Annotated in this window: 20 protein-coding genes and 2 pseudogenes; 9 read left to right on the forward strand and 13 right to left on the reverse strand. The window is 59.7% G+C overall.

Features of this window, described 5'->3' with window-relative positions; genetic code table 11:
• Window positions 1-191 precede the first annotated feature (191 nt).
• The 9 genes from RBB80_RS04900 to RBB80_RS04940 form a co-directional block, all read right to left on the reverse strand.
• Complete coding sequence (locus RBB80_RS04900; RefSeq protein ID WP_433969502.1) at window positions 192-626, reverse strand: ExbD/TolR family protein; 435 nt, start codon at window positions 624-626, stop codon at window positions 192-194.
• Between the two features lie 59 nt (window positions 627-685).
• Window positions 686-1,132, reverse strand: coding sequence for an ExbD/TolR family protein (locus RBB80_RS04905; RefSeq protein ID WP_433967159.1), 447 nt, complete (start codon window positions 1,130-1,132; stop codon window positions 686-688).
• 132 nt (window positions 1,133-1,264) lie between these two features.
• Window positions 1,265-2,011: a MotA/TolQ/ExbB proton channel family protein gene (locus tag RBB80_RS04910; RefSeq protein ID WP_433967160.1), complete on the reverse strand. Its 747-nt coding sequence runs from the start codon at window positions 2,009-2,011 to the stop codon at window positions 1,265-1,267.
• A 118-nt stretch (window positions 2,012-2,129) separates the two neighbouring features.
• Window positions 2,130-2,570, reverse strand: a complete 441-nt coding sequence (locus tag RBB80_RS04915) for an energy transducer TonB (RefSeq protein WP_433967161.1) — start codon at window positions 2,568-2,570, stop codon at window positions 2,130-2,132.
• A complete protein-coding gene (locus RBB80_RS04920; protein ID WP_433967162.1) occupies window positions 2,503-2,862 on the reverse strand; it encodes a hypothetical protein in 360 nt (119 codons plus the stop codon). Before RBB80_RS04920 ends, RBB80_RS04915 begins: the two co-directional genes overlap by 68 nt.
• Before the next feature lie 115 nt (window positions 2,863-2,977).
• Window positions 2,978-3,940, reverse strand: a complete 963-nt coding sequence (gene secF / locus RBB80_RS04925) for a protein translocase subunit SecF (protein WP_433967163.1) — start codon at window positions 3,938-3,940, stop codon at window positions 2,978-2,980.
• A 46-nt stretch (window positions 3,941-3,986) separates the two neighbouring features.
• The gene (gene secD, locus RBB80_RS04930; RefSeq protein WP_433967164.1) at window positions 3,987-5,594 is read right to left on the reverse strand and encodes a protein translocase subunit SecD; all 1,608 of its coding nucleotides are present in this window, start codon (window positions 5,592-5,594) and stop codon (window positions 3,987-3,989) included.
• A 142-nt stretch (window positions 5,595-5,736) separates the two neighbouring features.
• Window positions 5,737-6,048, reverse strand: coding sequence for a preprotein translocase subunit YajC (yajC, locus tag RBB80_RS04935; RefSeq protein ID WP_433969504.1), 312 nt, complete (start codon window positions 6,046-6,048; stop codon window positions 5,737-5,739).
• Window positions 6,049-6,215: 167 nt separating this feature from the next.
• Window positions 6,216-6,530, reverse strand: coding sequence for an MmcQ/YjbR family DNA-binding protein (locus tag RBB80_RS04940; RefSeq protein WP_433967165.1), 315 nt, complete (start codon window positions 6,528-6,530; stop codon window positions 6,216-6,218).
• Window positions 6,531-6,700: 170 nt separating this feature from the next.
• Between RBB80_RS04940 and RBB80_RS04945 the strand changes: the two are divergent.
• Window positions 6,701-7,200, forward strand: a pseudogene (locus RBB80_RS04945) (heme-degrading domain-containing protein).
• A gap of 163 nt (window positions 7,201-7,363) precedes the next feature.
• Window positions 7,364-8,962 (forward strand): hypothetical protein, encoded by a 1,599-nt coding sequence (locus RBB80_RS04950; RefSeq protein WP_433967166.1) that lies wholly within the window; start codon window positions 7,364-7,366, stop codon window positions 8,960-8,962.
• Here the strand turns inward: RBB80_RS04950 and tgt are convergent.
• Together tgt and RBB80_RS04960 are read right to left on the reverse strand one after the other, a co-directional pair.
• Window positions 8,955-9,839: pseudogene (gene tgt / locus RBB80_RS04955) on the reverse strand (tRNA guanosine(34) transglycosylase Tgt). The gene RBB80_RS04950 and the pseudogene tgt overlap by 8 nt on opposite strands.
• A complete protein-coding gene (locus RBB80_RS04960) occupies window positions 9,806-10,069 on the reverse strand; it encodes a hypothetical protein (RefSeq protein WP_433967167.1) in 264 nt (87 codons plus the stop codon). Before RBB80_RS04960 ends, tgt begins: the two are co-directional and overlap by 34 nt.
• A 176-nt stretch (window positions 10,070-10,245) precedes the next feature.
• Between RBB80_RS04960 and RBB80_RS04965 the strand changes: the two genes are divergently transcribed.
• The 5 genes from RBB80_RS04965 (at window position 10,246) to RBB80_RS04985 (ending at window position 14,817) form a co-directional block, all read left to right on the forward strand.
• A complete protein-coding gene (locus RBB80_RS04965) occupies window positions 10,246-11,991 on the forward strand; it encodes a phospholipase C (RefSeq protein ID WP_433967168.1) in 1,746 nt (581 codons plus the stop codon).
• A gap of 98 nt (window positions 11,992-12,089) precedes the next feature.
• Window positions 12,090-13,031, forward strand: coding sequence for a multicopper oxidase domain-containing protein (locus RBB80_RS04970; RefSeq protein WP_433967169.1), 942 nt, complete (start codon window positions 12,090-12,092; stop codon window positions 13,029-13,031).
• Window positions 13,028-13,714 carry a multicopper oxidase domain-containing protein gene (locus tag RBB80_RS04975; RefSeq protein ID WP_433967170.1) on the forward strand — a complete coding sequence of 229 codons (687 nt, stop codon included), beginning with the start codon at window positions 13,028-13,030 and terminating at the stop codon, window positions 13,712-13,714. Before RBB80_RS04970 ends, RBB80_RS04975 begins: the two co-directional genes overlap by 4 nt.
• 228 nt (window positions 13,715-13,942) lie before the next feature.
• Complete coding sequence (locus RBB80_RS04980; RefSeq protein ID WP_433967171.1) at window positions 13,943-14,620, forward strand: aldo/keto reductase; 678 nt, start codon at window positions 13,943-13,945, stop codon at window positions 14,618-14,620.
• Entirely contained in the window at window positions 14,596-14,817 is a 222-nt protein-coding gene (locus RBB80_RS04985; protein WP_433967172.1) for a hypothetical protein, read from the forward strand. Before RBB80_RS04980 ends, RBB80_RS04985 begins: the two co-directional genes overlap by 25 nt.
• 96 nt (window positions 14,818-14,913) lie before the next feature.
• On the opposite strand, the gene RBB80_RS04990 is transcribed toward RBB80_RS04985, so the two are convergent.
• Both RBB80_RS04990 and RBB80_RS04995 read right to left on the reverse strand, forming a co-directional pair.
• On the reverse strand, window positions 14,914-15,723 hold the full coding sequence (locus RBB80_RS04990; protein ID WP_433967173.1) for a hypothetical protein: 810 nt from the start codon (window positions 15,721-15,723) through the stop codon (window positions 14,914-14,916).
• A gap of 98 nt (window positions 15,724-15,821) precedes the next feature.
• Window positions 15,822-16,166: a hypothetical protein gene (locus RBB80_RS04995; protein ID WP_433967174.1), complete on the reverse strand. Its 345-nt coding sequence runs from the start codon at window positions 16,164-16,166 to the stop codon at window positions 15,822-15,824.
• Between RBB80_RS04995 and RBB80_RS05000 the strand changes: the two genes are divergently transcribed.
• Both RBB80_RS05000 and RBB80_RS05005 read left to right on the forward strand, forming a co-directional pair.
• Complete coding sequence (locus RBB80_RS05000; RefSeq protein ID WP_433967175.1) at window positions 16,122-17,267, forward strand: TCR/Tet family MFS transporter; 1,146 nt, start codon at window positions 16,122-16,124, stop codon at window positions 17,265-17,267. The two genes, RBB80_RS04995 and RBB80_RS05000, sit on opposite strands and share 45 nt — an antisense overlap.
• Before the next feature lie 44 nt (window positions 17,268-17,311).
• Window positions 17,312-19,192: a glycosyltransferase family 39 protein gene (locus RBB80_RS05005; RefSeq protein WP_433967176.1), complete on the forward strand. Its 1,881-nt coding sequence runs from the start codon at window positions 17,312-17,314 to the stop codon at window positions 19,190-19,192.
• Window positions 19,193-19,201 lie beyond the last annotated feature (9 nt).

A 19,201-nucleotide genomic window follows, 5' to 3' on the forward strand; every position in this document is an offset into this window, starting at 1 on the left:
GATAAGTGGGTTTACGTTGATATGAGACGAAACTACTACTATTTCGGAGCTTCCAGTCGTTGAGAATGCCATGACTTGCCCCCCAATGAGTATTGGGCAGCGAGCGCTCGATCAACGCACCTTCCAGTCCTTACAAAAAGCTTCAGACGACTGGTTACCCAGTCGCCTGCGCAAGAGTTTCGTTTCTGAATCTATTGTCCCGCTTCCACTCGAGGTGTAATGAGACCAATATTATCGACGCCGGCTTGATGACCGAAGTCGATAACCTCAGCAACTTTGCTGAAGTCGAGATCCTTGTCGCCTTTGACGAACATGACCTTCTCCTGCCGAGTCGCAAAGATCTCCACTAGCTTGGGCTCCAGGTCCGTCTTGTTGAACGACGTGTCGTTGATCTTATAGGCCGGGGCTGCTGCTCCGTTAGAGAGCACCTGCACCACGATCGTACGATCATTCGGATTGTCCGGTTGATGCTCCTTGGGCGGCTGAGGAACCAGCGTCTCCAGCCCTCGGGGCGTCACTGGCACGATGACCATGAAGATGATCAACAGCACCAGAAGAACGTCGATAAGCGGCGTTACATTCATGTCCGACATCGCTCCGCCGGTATTTCCACCACCCATTCCCATAGCAATCTCCTCAGATACTCTTGCGGCTCCAGTAAATGCGAGTCCGACACCCTGCATGTCTACTTCTTGGTTGTCGCCGTTCCGCTGTCGTCCGTTCTTTCGGTCAAAAGACCAAGCTGGCTCACACCGGCGGACCGGATTCCATCAACCGCATCCATCACTTTGCCGTAATTGGCACGTATATCCGCGCGCATAAAGACTTCTTTGCTGGTCTTGTTCTCCAGCTTCGCCGAGATCTTAGGTCCAAGATCATCGAGCGTTACCTGATCGCCGCCAAGAAACGTCCTGCCGTCGCGCGTAACAGCGACGACAACCGCGTCTTCCTTGTTGGCATCTTCCATTACCACCGCGGCATCAGCCTTCGGCAGATCGACGTTGACCTTGTTGTTCAGCATGGGGGTGATGACCATGAAGATGATCAACAGCACCAGCATCACGTCCACCATCGGCGTCACGTTGATGTTGGAGTTGACCTTCTTGCCTTCCTCCCGCTTATTGATACCCATAACGTATGCTCCGTCCGATTTACTCTATTTGCTTTCCTGCGATCCTGTTCGGCCTCCGGACGTCGTTCGCTTGCGACGTCCGGAGGACCTGATCAGAGCTGTGATTCCCGCAGTACTGCTGCTTACCTACGCTTACGACCGATGGCTCTGCTTGATGAAGTAGTCGACCAGTTCGCTCGAGCTGTTGTCCATCTCGACGTCGAATGCTTCGACCTTACCCGTAAAGTAGTTGAACGTCATAACGGCCGGAATGGCGACAAGTAGACCGAAGGCGGTGGTCACGAGAGCCTCCGAGATACCGCCGGCGACTGCACCGATACCAGAGGTCTTCTGAGTTGCAATCTGTTGGAAGGCGTTCAAAATACCGACGACGGTACCGAACAGACCGATAAACGGTGCAGTGGAACCAATCGTGGCCAGACCGCCCAGACCGCGCTTCAGCTTGGCATGAACGATGGCCTCAGAGCGCTCGAGTGCGCGCTTGGAGCTCTCGATCTGCTCCTCAGTGATCGTGCCGCCCGAACCAAAGCTGCGGAACTCCTGCAGACCAGCCGTAACAACCTCAGCGAGGTGCGACTTCTTGGAACGGTCGGCAACCTTGATCGCCTCGTCCAGACGTCCGTCCTTCAACGCGCCCGCAACCTTAGGGGCAAACTCACGCGACTGCTTGCGGGCTGCAGAGAAGTACAGTGCACGATCGATGATCACAGCGAGCGACCAGATGGACATGATGAAAAGGAAGATGACAACGCAACGAGCCAGCCAGCCCATATTGGACCAGAGACCCATAACGCTGAAGCTGACCTGCGCCTCTTCAAAGTACAAGGCGAGGGAAGCGGGAATGTGAGCGAAGGTTGTTGCTAGATGAGCGAGAATCACTGGAATATTTCCTCCTGGGTAGAACTCTAACTTTCAAAAACTTGACCCGGGAATCCCCCAAAAGTTCGACAACCCCTGGGAGACCCGCGAGAGACGTTGTTGCGTGACCAGCCTTGGGTTAGCCGCCGCCGAAGTTGAAGTTGACGGTGATCTGTGTGTCCACCTCGGTCGGCTCGCCGTTCAGAAAGTACGGCTTGTAGCGCCACCCTTGGACGGCCGACACAGCCGCGGACCGAAGCATCTCAGGACCGCTGACTACCTCGAGCTTTTCGATCGTACCGCTCTTCGAGATCACGGCGTGCAGAACAACAGCACCCGAGACGTGAGCCGCCCTTGCGATCGGTGGATAGACCGGATTCGACCCCGAGAGCTTGTTACCAGCCACAACGCCGCTCGATACGCGCTGAGGACCTTTCGGCGGAGCAACTTTGACAACCGGAGTCGGCGCAGTGCCGATTCCGCCCATCACGCCACCGGGGACGCCGTTGCCGCTACCCATACCCGCCATGCCGGCAACACCGGCGACTTGCGGAGGAGGCGCAGCATCTTCCTTCAGCATCTTGATATCTTTTGGAATTTTCGTAGGAGCGTGAAGGCCTGCGTCGATCTCTGACACCATCTTGATCGGCTTGACGATCTGTTGCGGCGGCGGAGGGGTGGAGGCGGAGGGGTGGAGGCGGCGCTGTCAGCATCGCGGTCATTGCCGTCTTCGGCAAAGCCTCCGGATACAGCAGCGGAATAAGGATCATGGTTGCCAGGATCGCGCCATTGAAGATAAAGGTCCCAATCATCCAGTACTTGGACTTGGTCTTGATCTGGCCGCCGGATTCCATCAACGAGGATTCGAACATATGCAGCCTCTTTACTGTGAAGAAGAGCTATTTTTCTTTAGACACCGCGTTGTTACTTTTTGTTCCCAGCCGCTACTTTTTGTTCCCAGCTATACATCGGCAGAAGAGCCGATCCCTACACCTTCGCGCGCTTGCCCGCAGGTAACGTCACCGACTTGCCTCTGCTTACCCGCCAGTCCTGGTACGCCACCAGCATCGGTGCCGCCACCGCGATCGACGAATAGGTGCCAATTAGGATGCCGACAACAAGTGCAAAGGAAAACCCATGCAACACCTCGCCGCCAAACAGATACAGCGAAAGCACCGTCAGGAAGGTCAGACCTGAAGAGATAACCGTTCTGCTCAGCGTCTGATTAATGCTCCGATTGACGACATCATGCAGCGACTCCCTTCGCGAAAGCGCCAGATTCTCGCGAATGCGGTCGAAGACGACGATGGTGTCGTTCATCGAATAACCAATCAACGTTAGGATTGCAGCGATAACGGTAAGGGTTATCTCCTGATTCGTCAAACTGAACGCGCCCACCGTAATAAGTGTGTCGTGGAACACCGCCACCACGGCCGCCACGCCGTAGATCAACTCAAACCGGAACCAGAGGTAGACGAGCATCCCGATCAGCGAGTACAGCGTTGCCAGCCACGCCTGCTTCTGCAGCTGTTTTCCAGCCGTAGGCCCAACAATCTCAACCTGCTCCACAGTAAACGGGGAGTCGTGGTAGTTGGCGCTCAGGGCGCTCTCCACGCTCTGCCGCCCGGCATCATGCGACTGGTCGGTCGCCGTCGACTCCGGCAGTGCAATGATCACCTTATTGGCCGCATGGCCGCTGGGATCGCTGACGCGCTGAATCCGGGCATCGTGCACGCCAGCCCGATCCATCGCCTGCCGAATGTGATCCTCATTCGGAGTCTGGTCAAAGGCCACGCGAACCTGGGTGCCTCCCTTGAAATCAACCCCAAGCGGAATGTGATGCCAGAACAGCATGCTCAGCACACCGAGGACAGAAAAAATCAGGGAAAACCCAAGGAAGTACCACTTCTTCCCGAGCCAATCGATATTCGTTGTACGAAACAGTTCCAAGCTCAAACCCTCAGCGGCAGCCAATGGCCCCGCAATCTCTCGAAATCTAAATAGACAGCGCCGCGCCGCGTTCCTTCTTCTGCAGAATCGCGTCAAAGATCACGCGCGACACCAGCACCGCGGTAAACAGGTTGGCGAACAGACCGAACGCCAGCGTCACCGCAAACCCGCGCACCGGACCCGAACCAAAGAGGAACAGGATCATCGCCGAGACGATGGTCGTCACGTGAGTATCGATGATCGTCACCAATGCATGCTTAAACCCTTGCTCAACCGCCGCCGAGGCCGTTTTTCCAGCCCTCAACTCCTCGCGGATGCGCTCAAAGATCAGCACATTCGAGTCCACGCCCATACCAATCGTCAGAATTACACCGGCAATTCCCGGCAGCGTCAACGTCGAGCCGGTGAACCCCATGAACCCGAGCAAAATAATCAGATTCAGCATCAACGCCAGGTCAGCATTGATCCCCGCGCCGCGGTAGTAGATCAGCATGAAGATCATGACCGCCAGCATGCCGGCAATCGCCGCAACCACGCCCTGATGAATCGAAGCAGCGCCAAGGCTCGGCCCAACCGTCCGCGTCTCAAGGTAAGAGATCGAAGCCGGCAGCGCGCCTGTGCGCAACATCAGCGACAGATCGTTCGCCTGCTGCTGCGTAAACGCACCGGTGATCTCGCCGCTATCGCGAATCGCCGACTGAATCCCCGCGACCTCACGCACCTTGTTGTCCAGCACAATCGCCATCGACCCCGGCGTGGCGCTCGAAGCCGTATGCGCCTCGGTGTACTTATAGAAGCGATCCCCGGCCTCAGTCGTCAGGTTGAAGCGGATGTTTGGCCGGCCGTTCTGGTCCTGCCCCGGCTGTGCATCGCGGAAGTCCGTACCTTCCACCTCGCTCACCCGCTTCAGCAGCCAGATCTGATCCGGCGCTCCGGCAGAACCGGTGCCGTGCACCAGCATCGAGTCGGGAGGAATCACCCCGCCGTTCGCCTGCAGCGCTGTCTGATCCGACTCGTAAGGACCGCCCGTCACAGCATGAATCGAGAGCTTGGCGGTCGACTGAATAATCTCCTCGACTCGCGCCGGATCATCGACGCCCGGCAGCTCCACCAGGATCTGGTTCTCCCCCAGCCCGTACTTCTGAATCACCGGCTCGCTCACACCCAGCTTGTCGATGCGCTCCCGGATCGTCTCAATCGAGGTATCGAGCGTCCTCGTCTCCAGATCACGCACCGCGCCGACCTTCATCGTCAGTGCGGAGTTGCCATCGGCTGTCGTGATGACGTCATAGGTCGAATAGTCGTTCCCCTGCAGCACCGAGCGAGCATCGCTCACCTTCGCCGCCGGAATACCCGACACAATAATCGTGTGCGGCCGCGACGGATCCGTCTTGCCTACAGTCGCGCCCACAACTCCAGCCTTCTGCAGATCGCCCTCAAGCCGCGCGACATCGCGGTCCGTAGCCGAAGCGATCGCCTCAGCAACATGCACTTCGAGCACAAGGTGGGTCCCACCCTTGAGGTCGAGCCCCAGGTGGATACGATCTTTGATCGACTGCGTGAGCCCGCCATGTGGAATGCCCACGATGCCGAAGCAGAAGATCACCAGTACCGCAACGATGAATGCCGATTTCCCGGCCAGATTCTTGCCCATGATCTTTATTGAAGGGTGCAGCCGCAGTGCCCTGCTTCGGTCCCGCCGCCGCTATCCTTGTTTCTTCCTCGTCCGTTGTTAACGGTTCAATCTCAACGTGCCTACATCTAATATCTGCTACAGCTTATTTTGAAGTGTTCGTTCAGGCTGCCTGTTCGTCCGTCGTCACCGCGGCAATCGCGCTCTTGACGAACTCAAGCTTCACGCCGTCCGGCTGAACCCGCAGGACAACAAGATCGTCCTTCACGGTAAGAACCGTCCCGCGAATACCGCCATTGGTAGTGACTCTATCGCCGGTCTTCAACTGTCCCAGCATCTCCTGCCACTTTTTCTGCTTCCTCTGGTTCGGCGCGATCATCAAAAAGTAAAGCACCACAAAGAACAGGATCGGCAGTGCAAGACTGCCAAGATTGCCCAGTCCGCCCATCGCACTCTGCAACCACATCGCAAACATCAATCAAAACTCCGTTCAACCACGCAATTATTCTTAGCGGCAACCAAAACCGAAAACACACGCAAGCGCGCCCAACTGCACGCAACTTCGCTCATTGTGCAAAAAGTGTGCCTAGCCCCTAAGCATCGCGTAACCGCCCCTCACTGTCAAGGCGAGCGCCTCGGCTCTCACTTCGCCAAACGTCGCTTCCAGGCCATCTTCACAGCCCCTTCAAGCACATCCGCGCTCACCGCGTCCAGTCGTACCCGGGTCATTCCCATGCGGCCCCATCCTCCTGGGACAGCAGAAAACACCTCCGGGGCATCCCCTACCAGGCCAGCCTGCTCCTCCAGGCTCAGCTTCAAGACGCCATAGCCCTCCTTCTCAAACGCAAGAGTACAAAAGATCTTCCCTCCCACCCGGAAGTCAGGATGCCCTTGGTGGGACCCCTCCGAAGCTCCCGGCAAACTCAACGCGATCCGACGATAATCCTGTCCCGTCATCCGCGATCTCCTCGCAAAAAGCTCTCAACACTCTACGCCCATCGCCGCAAACCCAGCGTAAACCTTCGCCGCCAGTCGAGTGCTGACCGCCTATCTCATAAACTGTCTGCAACGTGTCGTTTGGACTAATCGATCCGCAACCGTATGCACGCAGGAAGGAAGCACCGCTCATGCCCATCCCTGAAGACCTCGCCGCCATCGCTCGCCAGGAGGCCGAACTCCGCTTCTCCGCCTTCGACTACGACACCGCCTGGCGCCTCGGCCAGAGCCTGCGTCAACTGGCCGTCTCCCGCAACCAATCCCTCGTCATCGACATCCGTCGCTTCGGCCAGCCTCATCAGCCGCTCTTCTACACCGCCCTCGCCGGCACCACTCCGGACAACCCCCGCTGGGTAGAGCGCAAATCGAACGTAGTGGCCCGCTTCCATCGCAGTTCCTACGCCATCGGCCTCGCACTCGAGCAGAGCAACCGCACCTTCAGCGAGCGCTACAGTCTCCCCGACGCCGACTACGCCGCCCACGGAGGCAGCTTCCCCTCCACGTCACCGGCGCAGGCATCATCGGCTGTGTCACCGTCTCCGGCCTGCCGCAACGCGAAGACCACAATCTCGTCGTCGAGGCACTCTGCCTCGAGCTCAAGCAAAACCACGACTCCCTGCGCCTCGCCTGATTCCGATAAAGGGAGATGTGGCCTTTGGCCGCGAGCAAAGATCTTTGCGCCGACCAACGGGAGGCTCAAGGCGAAGCCGGTATACAAGTCACGAAGTGACCGCCGCCCGCGCAGGGCGCAATGATCTAATAAAGTCACGGAAAGAAACGGGAGCACAGAAGACATGTCGGATAGGTCTTACGCCATCACCCGGACACTCTCCTCCGTGTTCCTCGTGGCATGCCTCCTTCTCTTCGTCCTCCGCACCTGGCACTGGCCTCTCATGGGCGACGCCGCCCTCATGCATTACGTCGTCTTCCTCATGGATCGCGGCATGGCTCCCTATCGCGACATCGTCGATCCCAATATGCCGACGACGCTCCTGATCGAAGGCGCCGTCATGCACCTCTTCGGCGTCAACTCGCTCACCTGGCGACTCTTCGACCTCACACTCCTGGTCGTCTCTGGAATCGCCATGTTCGTCATCTGCAAACCCTACAGCCGTTTCGCCGCACTCTTCGCAGCATCCCTCTTCGCCCTCATCCACGGCCGCGACGGCCTCGTCGAACTAGGTCAGCGCGACCTGACCATGACCGTCTGCCTGCTCATCGGTTACGCCTTCCTCTTCACCGGACTCAGAACGCATCCCGCAACCGACCCACCCCGAAACACCATACCCTCGATGACCGCCCTCTTCGGATTCTTCTGCGGCGTCGCGGCCACAATTAAACCCTCGGTCCTCTTCCTCGCCCCAGCTGTTCTGATTCTGGCAGCTATCACCCTGCGACGCAGACAACAACCCTTCGCCTCGCACCTCATCGCCGGGCTTCTCGGAATGCTGACGCCCATCCTGCTGATCTTCGCTTGGCTCCAACACCAGCACATCACCGCCGACTTCCTCAGAACCCTCACCCAACTCCTCCCCTACTTCCTCCTGCTGGGCCCCCGTTCTTACCCTCATCTCATCCTCCACAGCATCTCCTCCGTCATGCTCCCCGTCGTGCTGCTGTGGCTTCCCATCGTCATCCTCAAAAAAGACTGGATCACCTGGGAGCGCGCCGCCCTTCTCGTCGCCGTTCTCTTTGGACTAGCCTCGTTCTATCTCCAAAGAAAGGGCTTCCCCTATCATCGCTACCCCTCCGAAGCCTTTCTCCTCCTCCTCATTGGCATCGACTTCACCACGACCCTCGAAACGAACGCAGCCCACTGGCGACTCCGTTTCATCACAAACAACAAGCTCCTACCTGGCCTTTCCATAGCGGGAATCGTAGTCGGCGTAGTCTTCGTCGCAGGTGGTTCCACCGCGCACGCACTCTGGCAGGACTGGCGCAATCAGGAGTCCGACACCATGCTCCGCGCAGACCTCAACCGCCTCGGAGGCGAAAAACTAGACACCCGCGTCCAGTGCCTCGACATGGCCGACGGCTGCATCCCCACCCTCTACAACATGCGGCTCGTCCAGGCCACGGGCTTCCTCTACGACTGCTACATGCTCTCCAACCAACCCGGCGCCGAACGAGATCGATCCCGCGAAGCCTTCTGGCAGGCAATCATGAAAAATCCCCCCACCGTCTTCGTCATCTCCAGCAACGACTGCGACCCAGCCACCCAGCGCCCCGGCTACGCCTATCAAAAGATGAGCCGCTGGCCCCAGTTCAACGACTACCTAAAAGCCAACTACCACCTCGACGCAGAACGAATTCCCCCACACATGGTCAACGCAGGCAGCAGTCCCTCGAAGCCCCTGGGCTACCGAATCTACGTCCAAAACAACCTCAACTAGCCCCAGCCAGATCCCCACGCACCCGCTCCATCGTATCCAGATAAAACGCGATATTGTGCAAACTGTTCAGCACCGCACTCAACGGCTCGCCCGAAGCAAACAGATGCCGCAGATAAGCCCGCGTATACCGCCGGCACACCATGCACCCGCACGCAGCATCGATCGGCCCCTGATTCTCCGCGTACTCCTTCTTCTTAATATTCAGCCTGCCCTCCGACGTAAACAGTAGCCCATGCCGCCCCGCCCGCGTAGGCAGCACGCAGTCCATCATGTCCACGCCCATCCGCGCATACTCTTCAATCTCATCCGGATACCCAACCCCATCACATACCGCGGCTTGTCCTTCGGCAGATGCTCAAGCGTCCGAGCGATCATCTCCCGCGTCACCTCCCTCGGCTCCCCCACTGCCAGCCCCCCAATCGCATACCCCGGCAGATCCATCTCCACCAGCCGCTTCGCACTCTCCTCCCTCAAATCCGCGTACATCCCACCCTGCACAATCCCGAACAGACTCTGCGTCTTGCCTTGTCTTTCAGAAAACCAAGGCACCCGATCCTTATGTAACTCAAAGTGATCCTTCGACCGCTGCGCCCACGCATGAGTCAGCCCCATCGACTCCCGCGTCCTCTCCCACGTCGCCGGCGTCTCCACGCACTCGTCGAAGACCATCGCAATATCCGCCCCCAGCGCAATCTGCACATCCATCGAGTGCTCCGGAGAGAAAAATGCTTGCTCCCATCCAGGTGCGACCGAAACTCCACCCCTCCGGCGAAATCCTCCGCAACTTACTCAGGCTAAACACCTGGAACCCGCCCGAGTCCGTCAACATCGGCCGCTCCCAGCTCATAAACCGATGCACCCCGCCCATCCGCCGCACCAGTTCATGCCCCGGCCGCAGATACAGATGGTACGTATTCGCCAGGATGATCTGCGCCCCTTCCCACCAGCGCCCACCTCCTCCAACAGACTCTGCGGCACCGCCTTCACACTCGCCGCCGTCCCCACCGGCATAAACACCGGAGTCTCCACCACCCCATGCGGCAGCCTCAGCCGTCCCCTCCGCCCGCCACCCTCTGCAGTCCGATCCACCTCAAATGAAAATCCCATTACTCCAATTGTAAGAGGCCCACCCACTGCGGCCTCAACGATGCACGGACAGCCCGTTTGGAGCAGTCACACTCCATTAATTCATCTGGCATTCAACTTCAATTCACAAATCCAGTCACTTTCAGACCTAACAATAAGGAGCATCGCATCTCTACCAACTTTTGAGGCCTCAAAAAATGATTCGGAAACTTCTCGCCCTCTCGTTGTCCACGACCCTTATTCTCAGCGGCTGCGGCCAGGGCACGGTCAGCACGCCTCCGGGCAACGGCAACGCCAACACCACCCCGCCGCCTACTCCGACCACAGCCCCGGCGGTCATCAAGCAAGTCGTCGTCATCTTCGGCGAAAACATCTCCTTCGATCACTACTTCGGCACCTACCCTCAGGCCGCGAACCTCGCCGGTGAGACGCCCTTCACTGCTGCGACCGCCGCCTCCGTAGCCGCCGCCACCCTAGCCGGCACCTTTACCCTCCCGGCCACCCCAACCAATACCGCCAACTACATCAGCACCCCATCCCTGCTCACCGCGAACCCGAACCTGAGCAGCGCCAACAACGTCGCCGCGATGAACTCGAACCCATCGAATCCCTTCCGTCTTGCTCCTGCGCAGGCGGCCACAGCGGATCAGGACCACAACTACAATCCCGAGCAGCTCGCCTTTGACAACGGCAAGATGGACCTGTTCCCGATCTCGGTCGGCACGCCGGACAGCAGCGCCGGCGTCCCGAACTTACCTAACCTGGCTGCGGTCACCAACGCCCCTCCCCAAGCTAACACCACCGCACTCACCATGGGCTACTACGACGGCAACACCGTCACCGCTCTGTGGAACTACGCGCAGCACTACGCCATGAACGACCACTCGTTCGGCACCACCTTCGGCCCCTCCACTCCGGGCGCCATCAACCTCGCCTCCGGCCAGACCAACGGCGTCATCAATCAAACCGCGGGCACCGCCTCCGATATCGTTGCTGATGGCAACGGCGGCTTTACCGACATCAACGACGCCGATCCCACCGGAGACATCTGCACCACCAACAGCGCCAACTTCAGCATGTCCGGCAAGAACATCGGCGATCTCCTCAACGCAGCCAAGATTACCTGGGGATTCTTTGAAGGAGGCTTCGACCTCACCGTTACCAACAAGAACGGAACCACCGGATGCACCCGCAGCACCGGCGCAGTCAACATCCCCACCCACCCGACGAAACTCGACTACATCCCGCACCACCAGCCCTTCCAGTACTATGCCAGCACGGCCAACCTGAACCACCTGCGTCCTACCGCAGCCATCGGAACTACCGACCAGGCCAACCACCAGTACGACATGCACGACTTTACCGACGCTCTCGCCGCCGGCAACATGCCGGCAGTCAGCTTCCTCAAAGCCCCCGGCTACCAGGACGCTCACGCCGGCTACTCCGACCCACTCGACGAGCAGACCTTCATCGTCAACACCATCAACGCCATCGAGAAGTCGCCCTTCTGGTCCTCCACCGCCATCATCATCGCCTACGATGACTCCGACGGCTGGTACGATCACCTGACCGACATCGTCAACGGCTCCGCCAGCGCTGCCGACGCGGCCATCTGCACCGGTGCCGCGGCTGCCTCGCTCCCCGGTCCAAACTCCAACGGCGCTCCTGTACAGGGACGCTGCGGACACGGCCCCCGCATGCCGTTTCTGGTCATCTCACCCTGGGCGAAGAAGAACTACGTCGACAACACCCCCACCGACCAGGCCTCCATTCCCCGCTTCATCGAGGATATCTTCCTGTCCAGCCAGCGCATCGGCGGCGGATCTTTCGATGCCTCAGCCGGTGCCCTCACCGGTATGTTCAACTTCACCAGCACCGTCGTGCCGAACCCCAACGTGGTCGTGCTGGACCCCACCACCGGCAAGGTCACCAGCGGCAACTAACCGCCGCTTTCACGAAACCGTCACATTCACCCGTTACGCTCAACAGCACGCACTCCCCACGGAGTGCGTGCTTTATTTTGCCCCGGAGAACCCACCCGTTGTCTGATCCGACCCATCCGCTATCCTCCCGCCGCCGCTTCCTCCAGCAGACCGCCGCCCTCAGCCTCCTCGGCCCCAGCACCGCCCCTCGACTCCTGGCCCAAATGGAGCACATGCAATCCACAATGCCCGCGCGCATAGCCCCCAACGCTCCCGACTCGAAACACCCCATGCTCCACGTCCTAGAGCTTCCCCCTTCGTCGACCCCCTCCCCGTCCCTGACACCCCCTTGGGCACCCCCTCCCCCGCAAGCTCCGCATCACCATGCGCGAGATCCAGGCCAAAGTCCACCGCGACGTCCCCCCACCCGCATGTGGAGCTATGGACCCACCCCGCTCGGCCCCGTCATCGAAGCCCGCTCCAACCAGCCCGTCGAGATCACCTGGGTCAATAATCTCCCCTCCAAACACTTCCTCCCCGTCGACTTCAGCCTCCACGGCAGCGGACGCGACCTCCCCGAAGTCCGCACCGTCGCCCATGTCCACGGAGCCAAAGTCCCCACCCAGTACGACGGCTACCCTACCGACTGGTTCCCCTCCGGCCAATCCAAAACCTGCCACTACCCCCTCCAGCAGGAGTCCGCCACCCTCTGGTACCACGACCACGCCATGGGTCTCAATCGCCTCAACACCTACGCCGGCCTCACCGGTCTCTTCCTCATTCGCGACCAGGCCGAGGACGCCCTCAACCTCCCTCCGGTCCCTATGAAATCCCCCTCCTCCTGTGCGACCGCAACTTCACCACCGACGGCCAGCTCTTCTACGCCACCTCCGGTGACCCCGATCATCCCTGGATCCCCGAGTTCACCGCCGACGGCATCCTTATCAACGGCAAGCTTCGCCCCTTCTTCAACGTCGAGCCCCGCCTCTACCGTTTTCGCGTCCTCAACTGTTCCAACAGCCGCTTCTTCGGCCTCGCCCTCGATAACCACCAACCCATGATCCAGATCGGCAGCGACCAGGGCCTCCTCGCCACACCGGTAGAGCAAAAGTTTTTCGCCCTCGCCCCCGCCGAACGCGCCGATCTCCTCATCGACTTCACCCACCTCGCCGGCCAGACCATCCATCTCCGCACCGGAGCCTTCGACATTCTCCAGTTCCGCGTCGCCAATCAATCCTCCTCCACGCCTCTTCACTCCATCCCCAAAACCCTTCGCACTCTCCCCCGGACCCCCGAGTCCTCCGCCACTCTCACCCGCACCATCACCCTCAACGAGTATCAGGACCGCCTCCAGAACCCCATGGTCATGCTCATCAACAACAAGCACTGGCACGACCCCACCACCGAGTTTCCCAAACTCAACACCACCGAGATCTGGGAGTTCGTCAACCAGACCGAAGACACCCATCCCATGCACATCCACCTTGTGCGCTTCCAGATACTCGACCGTCGCACCTTCGATCAGTTCGAACTGATGACCAGCAAAAAACTACGCTTCCGCGGCCCCGTCGAGCCTCCCGCCCCCAACGAGATGGGCTGGAAGGACACCATCCAGTGCCCGGCCGGACAGGTCACCCGCGTCATCATCCGCTTCGAAGGCTACCCCGGCAAATACCTCTACCACTGCCACATCCTTGAGCATGAAGCCAACGACATGATGCGTCCCTTCGAAGTCATCGCGTGATTCTTGTCCTGCCGGACGGGCTCCCTACGCGGGAAGCGGTCACTTCGTGACTTGTATACCGCTCCGCTCGTGCTCCCGTTGGTCGCAAACCCCGACCAACGGGAGGGCCACGCGAAGCTCTAAAAAGGCGTGCAAACGCCCGCCCCACGCGCAGTGGGCCCGTGCGGCAGCACACAGCCTTTCCCCCACACGCGAATCGGCGTAATCTACCCCCAAGGAGATCGCGCCATGCTAAGGAGAGACTTCCTTCGCCGCTCGACCCGCACCTTCGCCGCCACCCTTCTTACCCGGTCCGCCATCGCGCGTGCGGCCCTTCTCGAACCAGATCCCCTCCCACAGAAATTTCACGCACAAGACGAGGTTGTCCTCGGCAAAACCGGCATCCGCACCAGTCGCCTCGCCATGGGAACCGGCACCATCGGCTTCGGCGGCTCCTCCAATCAGACCCGCCTGGGCACCTCCCCACTCACCAGACTCCTGCTCGACGGCTACAACGACAACGGCCTCCGCTTCTTCGACTCTGCCGACTCCTACGGCAGCCATCCCTACGTCGCCGAAGCCCTCAAGCACATCCCCCGCGACAAGGTCACCGTCCTCACCAAAACCGACACCCGCGACGCCGCCGGCGTCCGCGCAGACCTCGATCGCTACCGCAAAGAGCTAGGCGTCGACTACATCGACATCGTCCTCGTCCACTGCGTCACCGAAGCCGACTGGACCACGCGCTACCGAGGCGTCATGGACGTCCTCTCCGAAGCCAAGCAGAAGGGCATCATCCGCGCCCACGGCGTCTCCTGCCACAGCCTGCCCGCGCTGAAAGCCGCAGCCGCCTCCCCTGGGTCGAAGTCGATCTCGTCCGCCTCAACCCCATCGGCTCCCACATGGACGCCGACCCCGCCACCGTGATCAGCGTCATCAAACAAATGCGCGCGCAAGGGAAGGGAATCGTCGGCATGAAGATCCTCGGCCAGGGAGATCTCCGCGACAAACCAGCCGAAGCCATCCGCTACGCACTGGGCACCGGAGTCCTCGACGCCTTCACCATCGGCGCCGAATCCCAAAGAGAGCAAAACAACCTCATCCAGCGCGTAGCCGCAGCCTGAGCGGGATCATCATCCCGACCAACGGGAGGACCAGGCGAAGCGGTACACAAGTCACGAAGTGACCGCACTCCGCGCAGGAGGCCCGTCCGGCAGAACCTACCGCTCCAGCATCTCAACCGCCTGCGCAACGCTGATATCCGCTGACAGCTGTCTAAACTCGCTGTGAACCAGATGCTCATTCCTGCTGATTTCTTTGAACAGCAGCGCCTTCCCCTCGATCGCCGTATTAACCGTTGCGTCCTTCCAATCGCCGCCCGGCTCCATCTCATGCGTCGTACTAAAGCTGCTGCCTGCGTGCACCGTACCCAGCAGGCCATACCCCAGACTCACATCTGCAGGCATCTTTCCTTCGATCCGGTGTAACTGCATCGTTCGCTGATCCACCACGACCGTACCCCACATCGCATGCAGCACCCGCTCCTCCAGAGACTGTGTCTTATACCCAGGATCAGGTCGAAACCCAATCTGCAGATCGCTCCCTTCCAAGCGCGGATCTTCAAAAAGAAATGCCTTCCTCAGCAGCGCCAACATCTGTTCCGCGTGCTCTTCGTCACTCTTCGTCGCCTGCTCCCGTCTTTGAAAAACCTCGGGATGCGCGACAATCTGCGCGAGCCGTTCTCTCTCCGCCGCCGCACGCTCGGCACTCAGCGGTTTGCCGTCCTCTGTCAGCAGCAGCCTCACTTTGCCCAGCGACGTCTCCACCACGCGCTCCCGCCACAGATGCCCACCCGTACGCTCCGACCGCTCCTCCGACACATACATGTATCGATTGCCATGCTCTGCCGGATCATTCTCATGGGTCAGCATCGTGTCGACAATTTGCTTCGCCGTACTCGAACTTTGAGCGTGCAAACCCACGCCCAACAGCAGGCACACCAGCACCGTCACCCTGACAACTAACCGCATTAATCCTCGATCCTTATCTCATCAGCAGAAATCATCGTTCCGTCAGCACCCAGTAAAGCACGCTCCCGACAAGACTCAGTAAATTCCGGCACTTCCCGTCAGACGCGATCGCCGCGCAGCAGGTTTTCGCACGCCACACAATATCGCCGAAATATCCAAGAAGGAGCCACAAAACTCACGTAGACTGCCATCAATCGCATGGCAGAATCACCACAAAACTCGCCGCAACCAATCACAACGCCCGATCCCGTGGCTCCGGATCCAATGATGACCGAGCCCGAACTCGTCTCCCCCGACATCACTGCCGACCTGCCCCTCACGCCGCATCCACCCCCGGCCGCCGCGCCGCCGCCGCCTTCATCTTCTTCACCGTCACCCTCGACATGCTCGCCCTCGGCATGATCGCTCCCGTCCTCCCCCGCCTCATCGAAGGCTTTCTCCACGGCGACACCTCCTCAGCCGCCCGCATGCTCGGCCTCTTCGGAACCGTCTTCGCCGTGATGCAGTTCTTCTTCTCGCCCATCCTCGGCTCACTCTCCGACCGCTTCGGCCGCCGACCCGTCGTTCTCCTCTCCAACTTCGGCCTGGGCTTCGACTACATGCTCATGGCCTGGGCCCCCGCACTCGGCTGGCTCTTCGTCGGCCGCGTCATCTCTGGCCTCACCGCCTCCAGCATCCCCACCGCCATGGCCTACATGGCCGACGTCACCCCACGCGAGCGCCGCGCCGCAGCCTTCGGCATGTTGAACGCCGCCTTCGGCATCGGCTTCGTCCTCGGCCCCGCAGTGGGCGGACTCCTCGGCAACATCAACCCGCGCCTGCCCTTCTGGGTCGCAGGCCTCCTCAGCCTCATCAACGGACTCTACGGCCTCTTCGTCCTCCCCGAATCTCTGTCCAAAGAAAACCGCAGCCGCTTCTCCTGGGCACGCGCCAACCCCGTCGGCTCCCTCAACCTCCTCAAACGCGGCGGCATGCTCGCCATCTCCGGCGTCCTGCTCCTTGGTTACATCGCGCAACAGGTTCTGATGAACGTCTACGTCATCTACGCCGACTACCGCTATCACTGGACCAACCGCACCGTCGGCCTCTCCCTCGCCACCGTCGGTATCTTCACCGCAATCTATGGCGCGCTGTTCGTCAAGCCCGTCGTAGCAAAAATAGGCGAGCGCGGCGCCATCACCCTCGGCCTCATCGGCGGAGCCATCGGCTACTCCATGTTCGGCCTCTCCAAGACCGGCCTCATCTTCTGGCTCGGCATCCCGTTACTCAACCTGATGTCCTTCACCTGGCCCTCCGCGCAGAGCCTCCTCTCCCGCAAGACCAGCCCCTCCGAACAGGGCCAGTTACAGGGCGCCATCAACAGCCTGCGCGGAATCGCCGGCCTCGTCGGCCCCGGCTTCTTCACCTACATCTTCAGCCAATCCATCGGAGCCAACGCCATCGTCCGCACCCCCGGCGCACCCTTCTACGTCGCCGCCTCCATGCTTCTCATCGGTCTCATCCTGGCCCAATACGCTACGCGCCACTCCCAGCCCGCCGTCTAAATCAGCTCTCTACAACTCGCCCTCCGCCAGTTTCAGGCGTCCAAATGCTCGCGATGCATAAAGTGGTTAATACTCTGAACATCCAACCCGAAATGAAATCCAGTCGCCCTCTCGTCATCGCAGGCGTAGCTTTTTTCCTCGCCATCATCGCCCTCCAACTCACCCTCATGGCGCGCGCCAACTCCTGTACGTGGGATGAAGCCGATCACACCTACGCCGCATACATGCAATGGAACGGCGACTTCGGACTCAATCCCGAGCATCCTCCTCTGGTCAAATTTCTTGCCACACTTCCGCTCCAGGGGATGACCCTCAAGATGCCCCCTCTGCTCGACCGCCCCTACAGGTTGCAGGAGGTCATCGGAGGAAGAAACTTTCTCTTCCAGAACGACGCAAACACAATCCTCTTCCGCGTCCGAATGGCGGCTTCGATCCTTACGCTTCTCTTAGCCGTGCTGGTATTTTTGGCCACGCAGGAGATGTTCGGAACAGGCGCTGGGTTCGTAGCGCTAGCCCTGATCTCCTTCGACCCCACGTTGCTTGGTCACTCCGCTCTCATGACCACCGACGCGGGACAAGCCTGCTTCATGCTCTGGGCAATCTACGCCTTCTACCGGTGCATAAAATCTCCGACCGCCTGGAGACTCGTCACCGTCGGCGTAGTCCTCGGTCTCGCTCTCGCCACAAAACACAGCGCAGTCCTGCTCTTCCCAATGCTCCTGCTACTTGCAGGGCTCGAACTTCTCTCGCGTCACAAGCTCTCAAAGATCCAACCACCAATCCCATTCGCAAGATACGCCTCGCGCCTCGCCGTCGCCCTCCTGATCATCGGCCTCCTCTCGATAGCAGTCCTCTGGTCTTCCTACGGCTTTCGCTACGCTGCACGCGAAGGAGGCTTGCAGCTCAACCCCGCCATGACAGTACAGCTGCAAAGAGTTCCAGGCACCCTCTTCGCCGAAGTTTTAGGCGTCTTCGCCAAATGGCATCTCCTACCAGAGTCGTATCTCTACGGCTTCGCTCATGTTCTCTTCCAGTCGAAGGCATTTCACAGCTATCTGCTGGGCACGATCTACCCTCATCCGGTTTGGTTCTACTTCCCCATAGCCATGCTGATCAAATCAACCCTGACCTTTTTGATCCTTCTGGGCATAACGGTGTGGGCAGGGTTAACCTGCCGCATCACACGCTGGCGCGAGATCCTATACATGGCGATCCCAGCCGGGATCTACATGATCTTCGCCATGGCAGGTGGCATGAACATCGGAGTCCGTCATGTTCTTCCCATCTACATCTTCCTATCGGTTGCTATTGCAGGAGCGACCTGGCCCCTCATCCAGAAAAACCGGCGTTGGCTGTACGCAATCGCTCTGCTCTTGCTCTTTCAGGCAGTGTCGGTGCTGTCCACCTTTCCGGCCTACGTCTCTTACGCAAATGAAGCATTTGGAGGACCCAGGAACGTTCACAAATATCTAAGCGACTCCAGCTCCGACTGGGGCCAGCAGATGAAGTCCGTCAAGCTCTATCTGGACCAGCGCGGAATCAAGAACTGCTGGTTCGCTTACTTCGGCGAAGGTGTGGCCGAATACAGCTACTACGGTATCCCCTGCAAGCCGCTCATCACCGCAGACTCGTTGTACTTCGACTCACCCCACGACGTTCCTGCATCCATCGACGGCCCCGTGCTCATGAGCGCCGGCGTCCTGTCCGGCTTCGAGTTCGGCCCCGGCGCTCTCAATCCGTACGAGCAATTCAAATCGCTCAAGCCAACAGCCACCATCGACTACGGCGTCTTCGTCTATGACGGCCACTTTGACATCCCTCTTGCGGCCGCCCTTAGCCACGTTCAAAAAGCCGGCCTCCTCCTCCAGGAAAAACACGCCGGCAGCACTCACAGAAGCGCAACAGGCAGAGTCGCTCGCGCCTGACTCTGCCCG

Source organism: Tunturiibacter gelidiferens, assembly GCF_051013345.1.
In the GTDB taxonomy this organism is placed as follows: Bacteria; Acidobacteriota; Terriglobia; order Terriglobales; family Acidobacteriaceae; genus Edaphobacter; species Edaphobacter gelidiferens_A.

What these genes read in the sequence shown, in the direction of transcription:
- RBB80_RS04900 (WP_433969502.1), bottom strand. Translation starts at nt 626, where the DNA reads ATGGGAATGGGTGGTGGAAATACCGGCGGAGCGATGTCGGACATGAAT.
- RBB80_RS04905 (WP_433967159.1), bottom strand. Translation starts at nt 1,132, where the DNA reads ATGGGTATCAATAAGCGGGAGGAAGGCAAGAAGGTCAACTCCAACATC.
- RBB80_RS04915 (WP_433967161.1), bottom strand. Translation starts at nt 2,570, where the DNA reads ATGCTGAAGGAAGATGCTGCGCCTCCTCCGCAAGTCGCCGGTGTTGCC.
- RBB80_RS04920 (WP_433967162.1), bottom strand. Translation starts at nt 2,862, where the DNA reads ATGTTCGAATCCTCGTTGATGGAATCCGGCGGCCAGATCAAGACCAAG.
- secD (WP_433967164.1), bottom strand. Translation starts at nt 5,594, where the DNA reads ATGGGCAAGAATCTGGCCGGGAAATCGGCATTCATCGTTGCGGTACTG.
- yajC (WP_433969504.1), bottom strand. Translation starts at nt 6,048, where the DNA reads ATGTTTGCGATGTGGTTGCAGAGTGCGATGGGCGGACTGGGCAATCTT.
- RBB80_RS04940 (WP_433967165.1), bottom strand. Translation starts at nt 6,530, where the DNA reads ATGACGGGACAGGATTATCGTCGGATCGCGTTGAGTTTGCCGGGAGCT.
- RBB80_RS04950 (WP_433967166.1), top strand. Translation starts at nt 7,364, where the DNA reads ATGTCGGATAGGTCTTACGCCATCACCCGGACACTCTCCTCCGTGTTC.
- RBB80_RS04960 (WP_433967167.1), bottom strand. Translation starts at nt 10,069, where the DNA reads ATGGGATTTTCATTTGAGGTGGATCGGACTGCAGAGGGTGGCGGGCGG.
- RBB80_RS04965 (WP_433967168.1), top strand. Translation starts at nt 10,246, where the DNA reads ATGATTCGGAAACTTCTCGCCCTCTCGTTGTCCACGACCCTTATTCTC.
- RBB80_RS04975 (WP_433967170.1), top strand. Translation starts at nt 13,028, where the DNA reads ATGATCCAGATCGGCAGCGACCAGGGCCTCCTCGCCACACCGGTAGAG.
- RBB80_RS04980 (WP_433967171.1), top strand. Translation starts at nt 13,943, where the DNA reads ATGCTAAGGAGAGACTTCCTTCGCCGCTCGACCCGCACCTTCGCCGCC.
- RBB80_RS04985 (WP_433967172.1), top strand. Translation starts at nt 14,596, where the DNA reads ATGGACGCCGACCCCGCCACCGTGATCAGCGTCATCAAACAAATGCGC.
- RBB80_RS04990 (WP_433967173.1), bottom strand. Translation starts at nt 15,723, where the DNA reads ATGCGGTTAGTTGTCAGGGTGACGGTGCTGGTGTGCCTGCTGTTGGGC.
- RBB80_RS05000 (WP_433967175.1), top strand. Translation starts at nt 16,122, where the DNA reads ATGATCGCTCCCGTCCTCCCCCGCCTCATCGAAGGCTTTCTCCACGGC.
- RBB80_RS05005 (WP_433967176.1), top strand. Translation starts at nt 17,312, where the DNA reads ATGCTCGCGATGCATAAAGTGGTTAATACTCTGAACATCCAACCCGAA.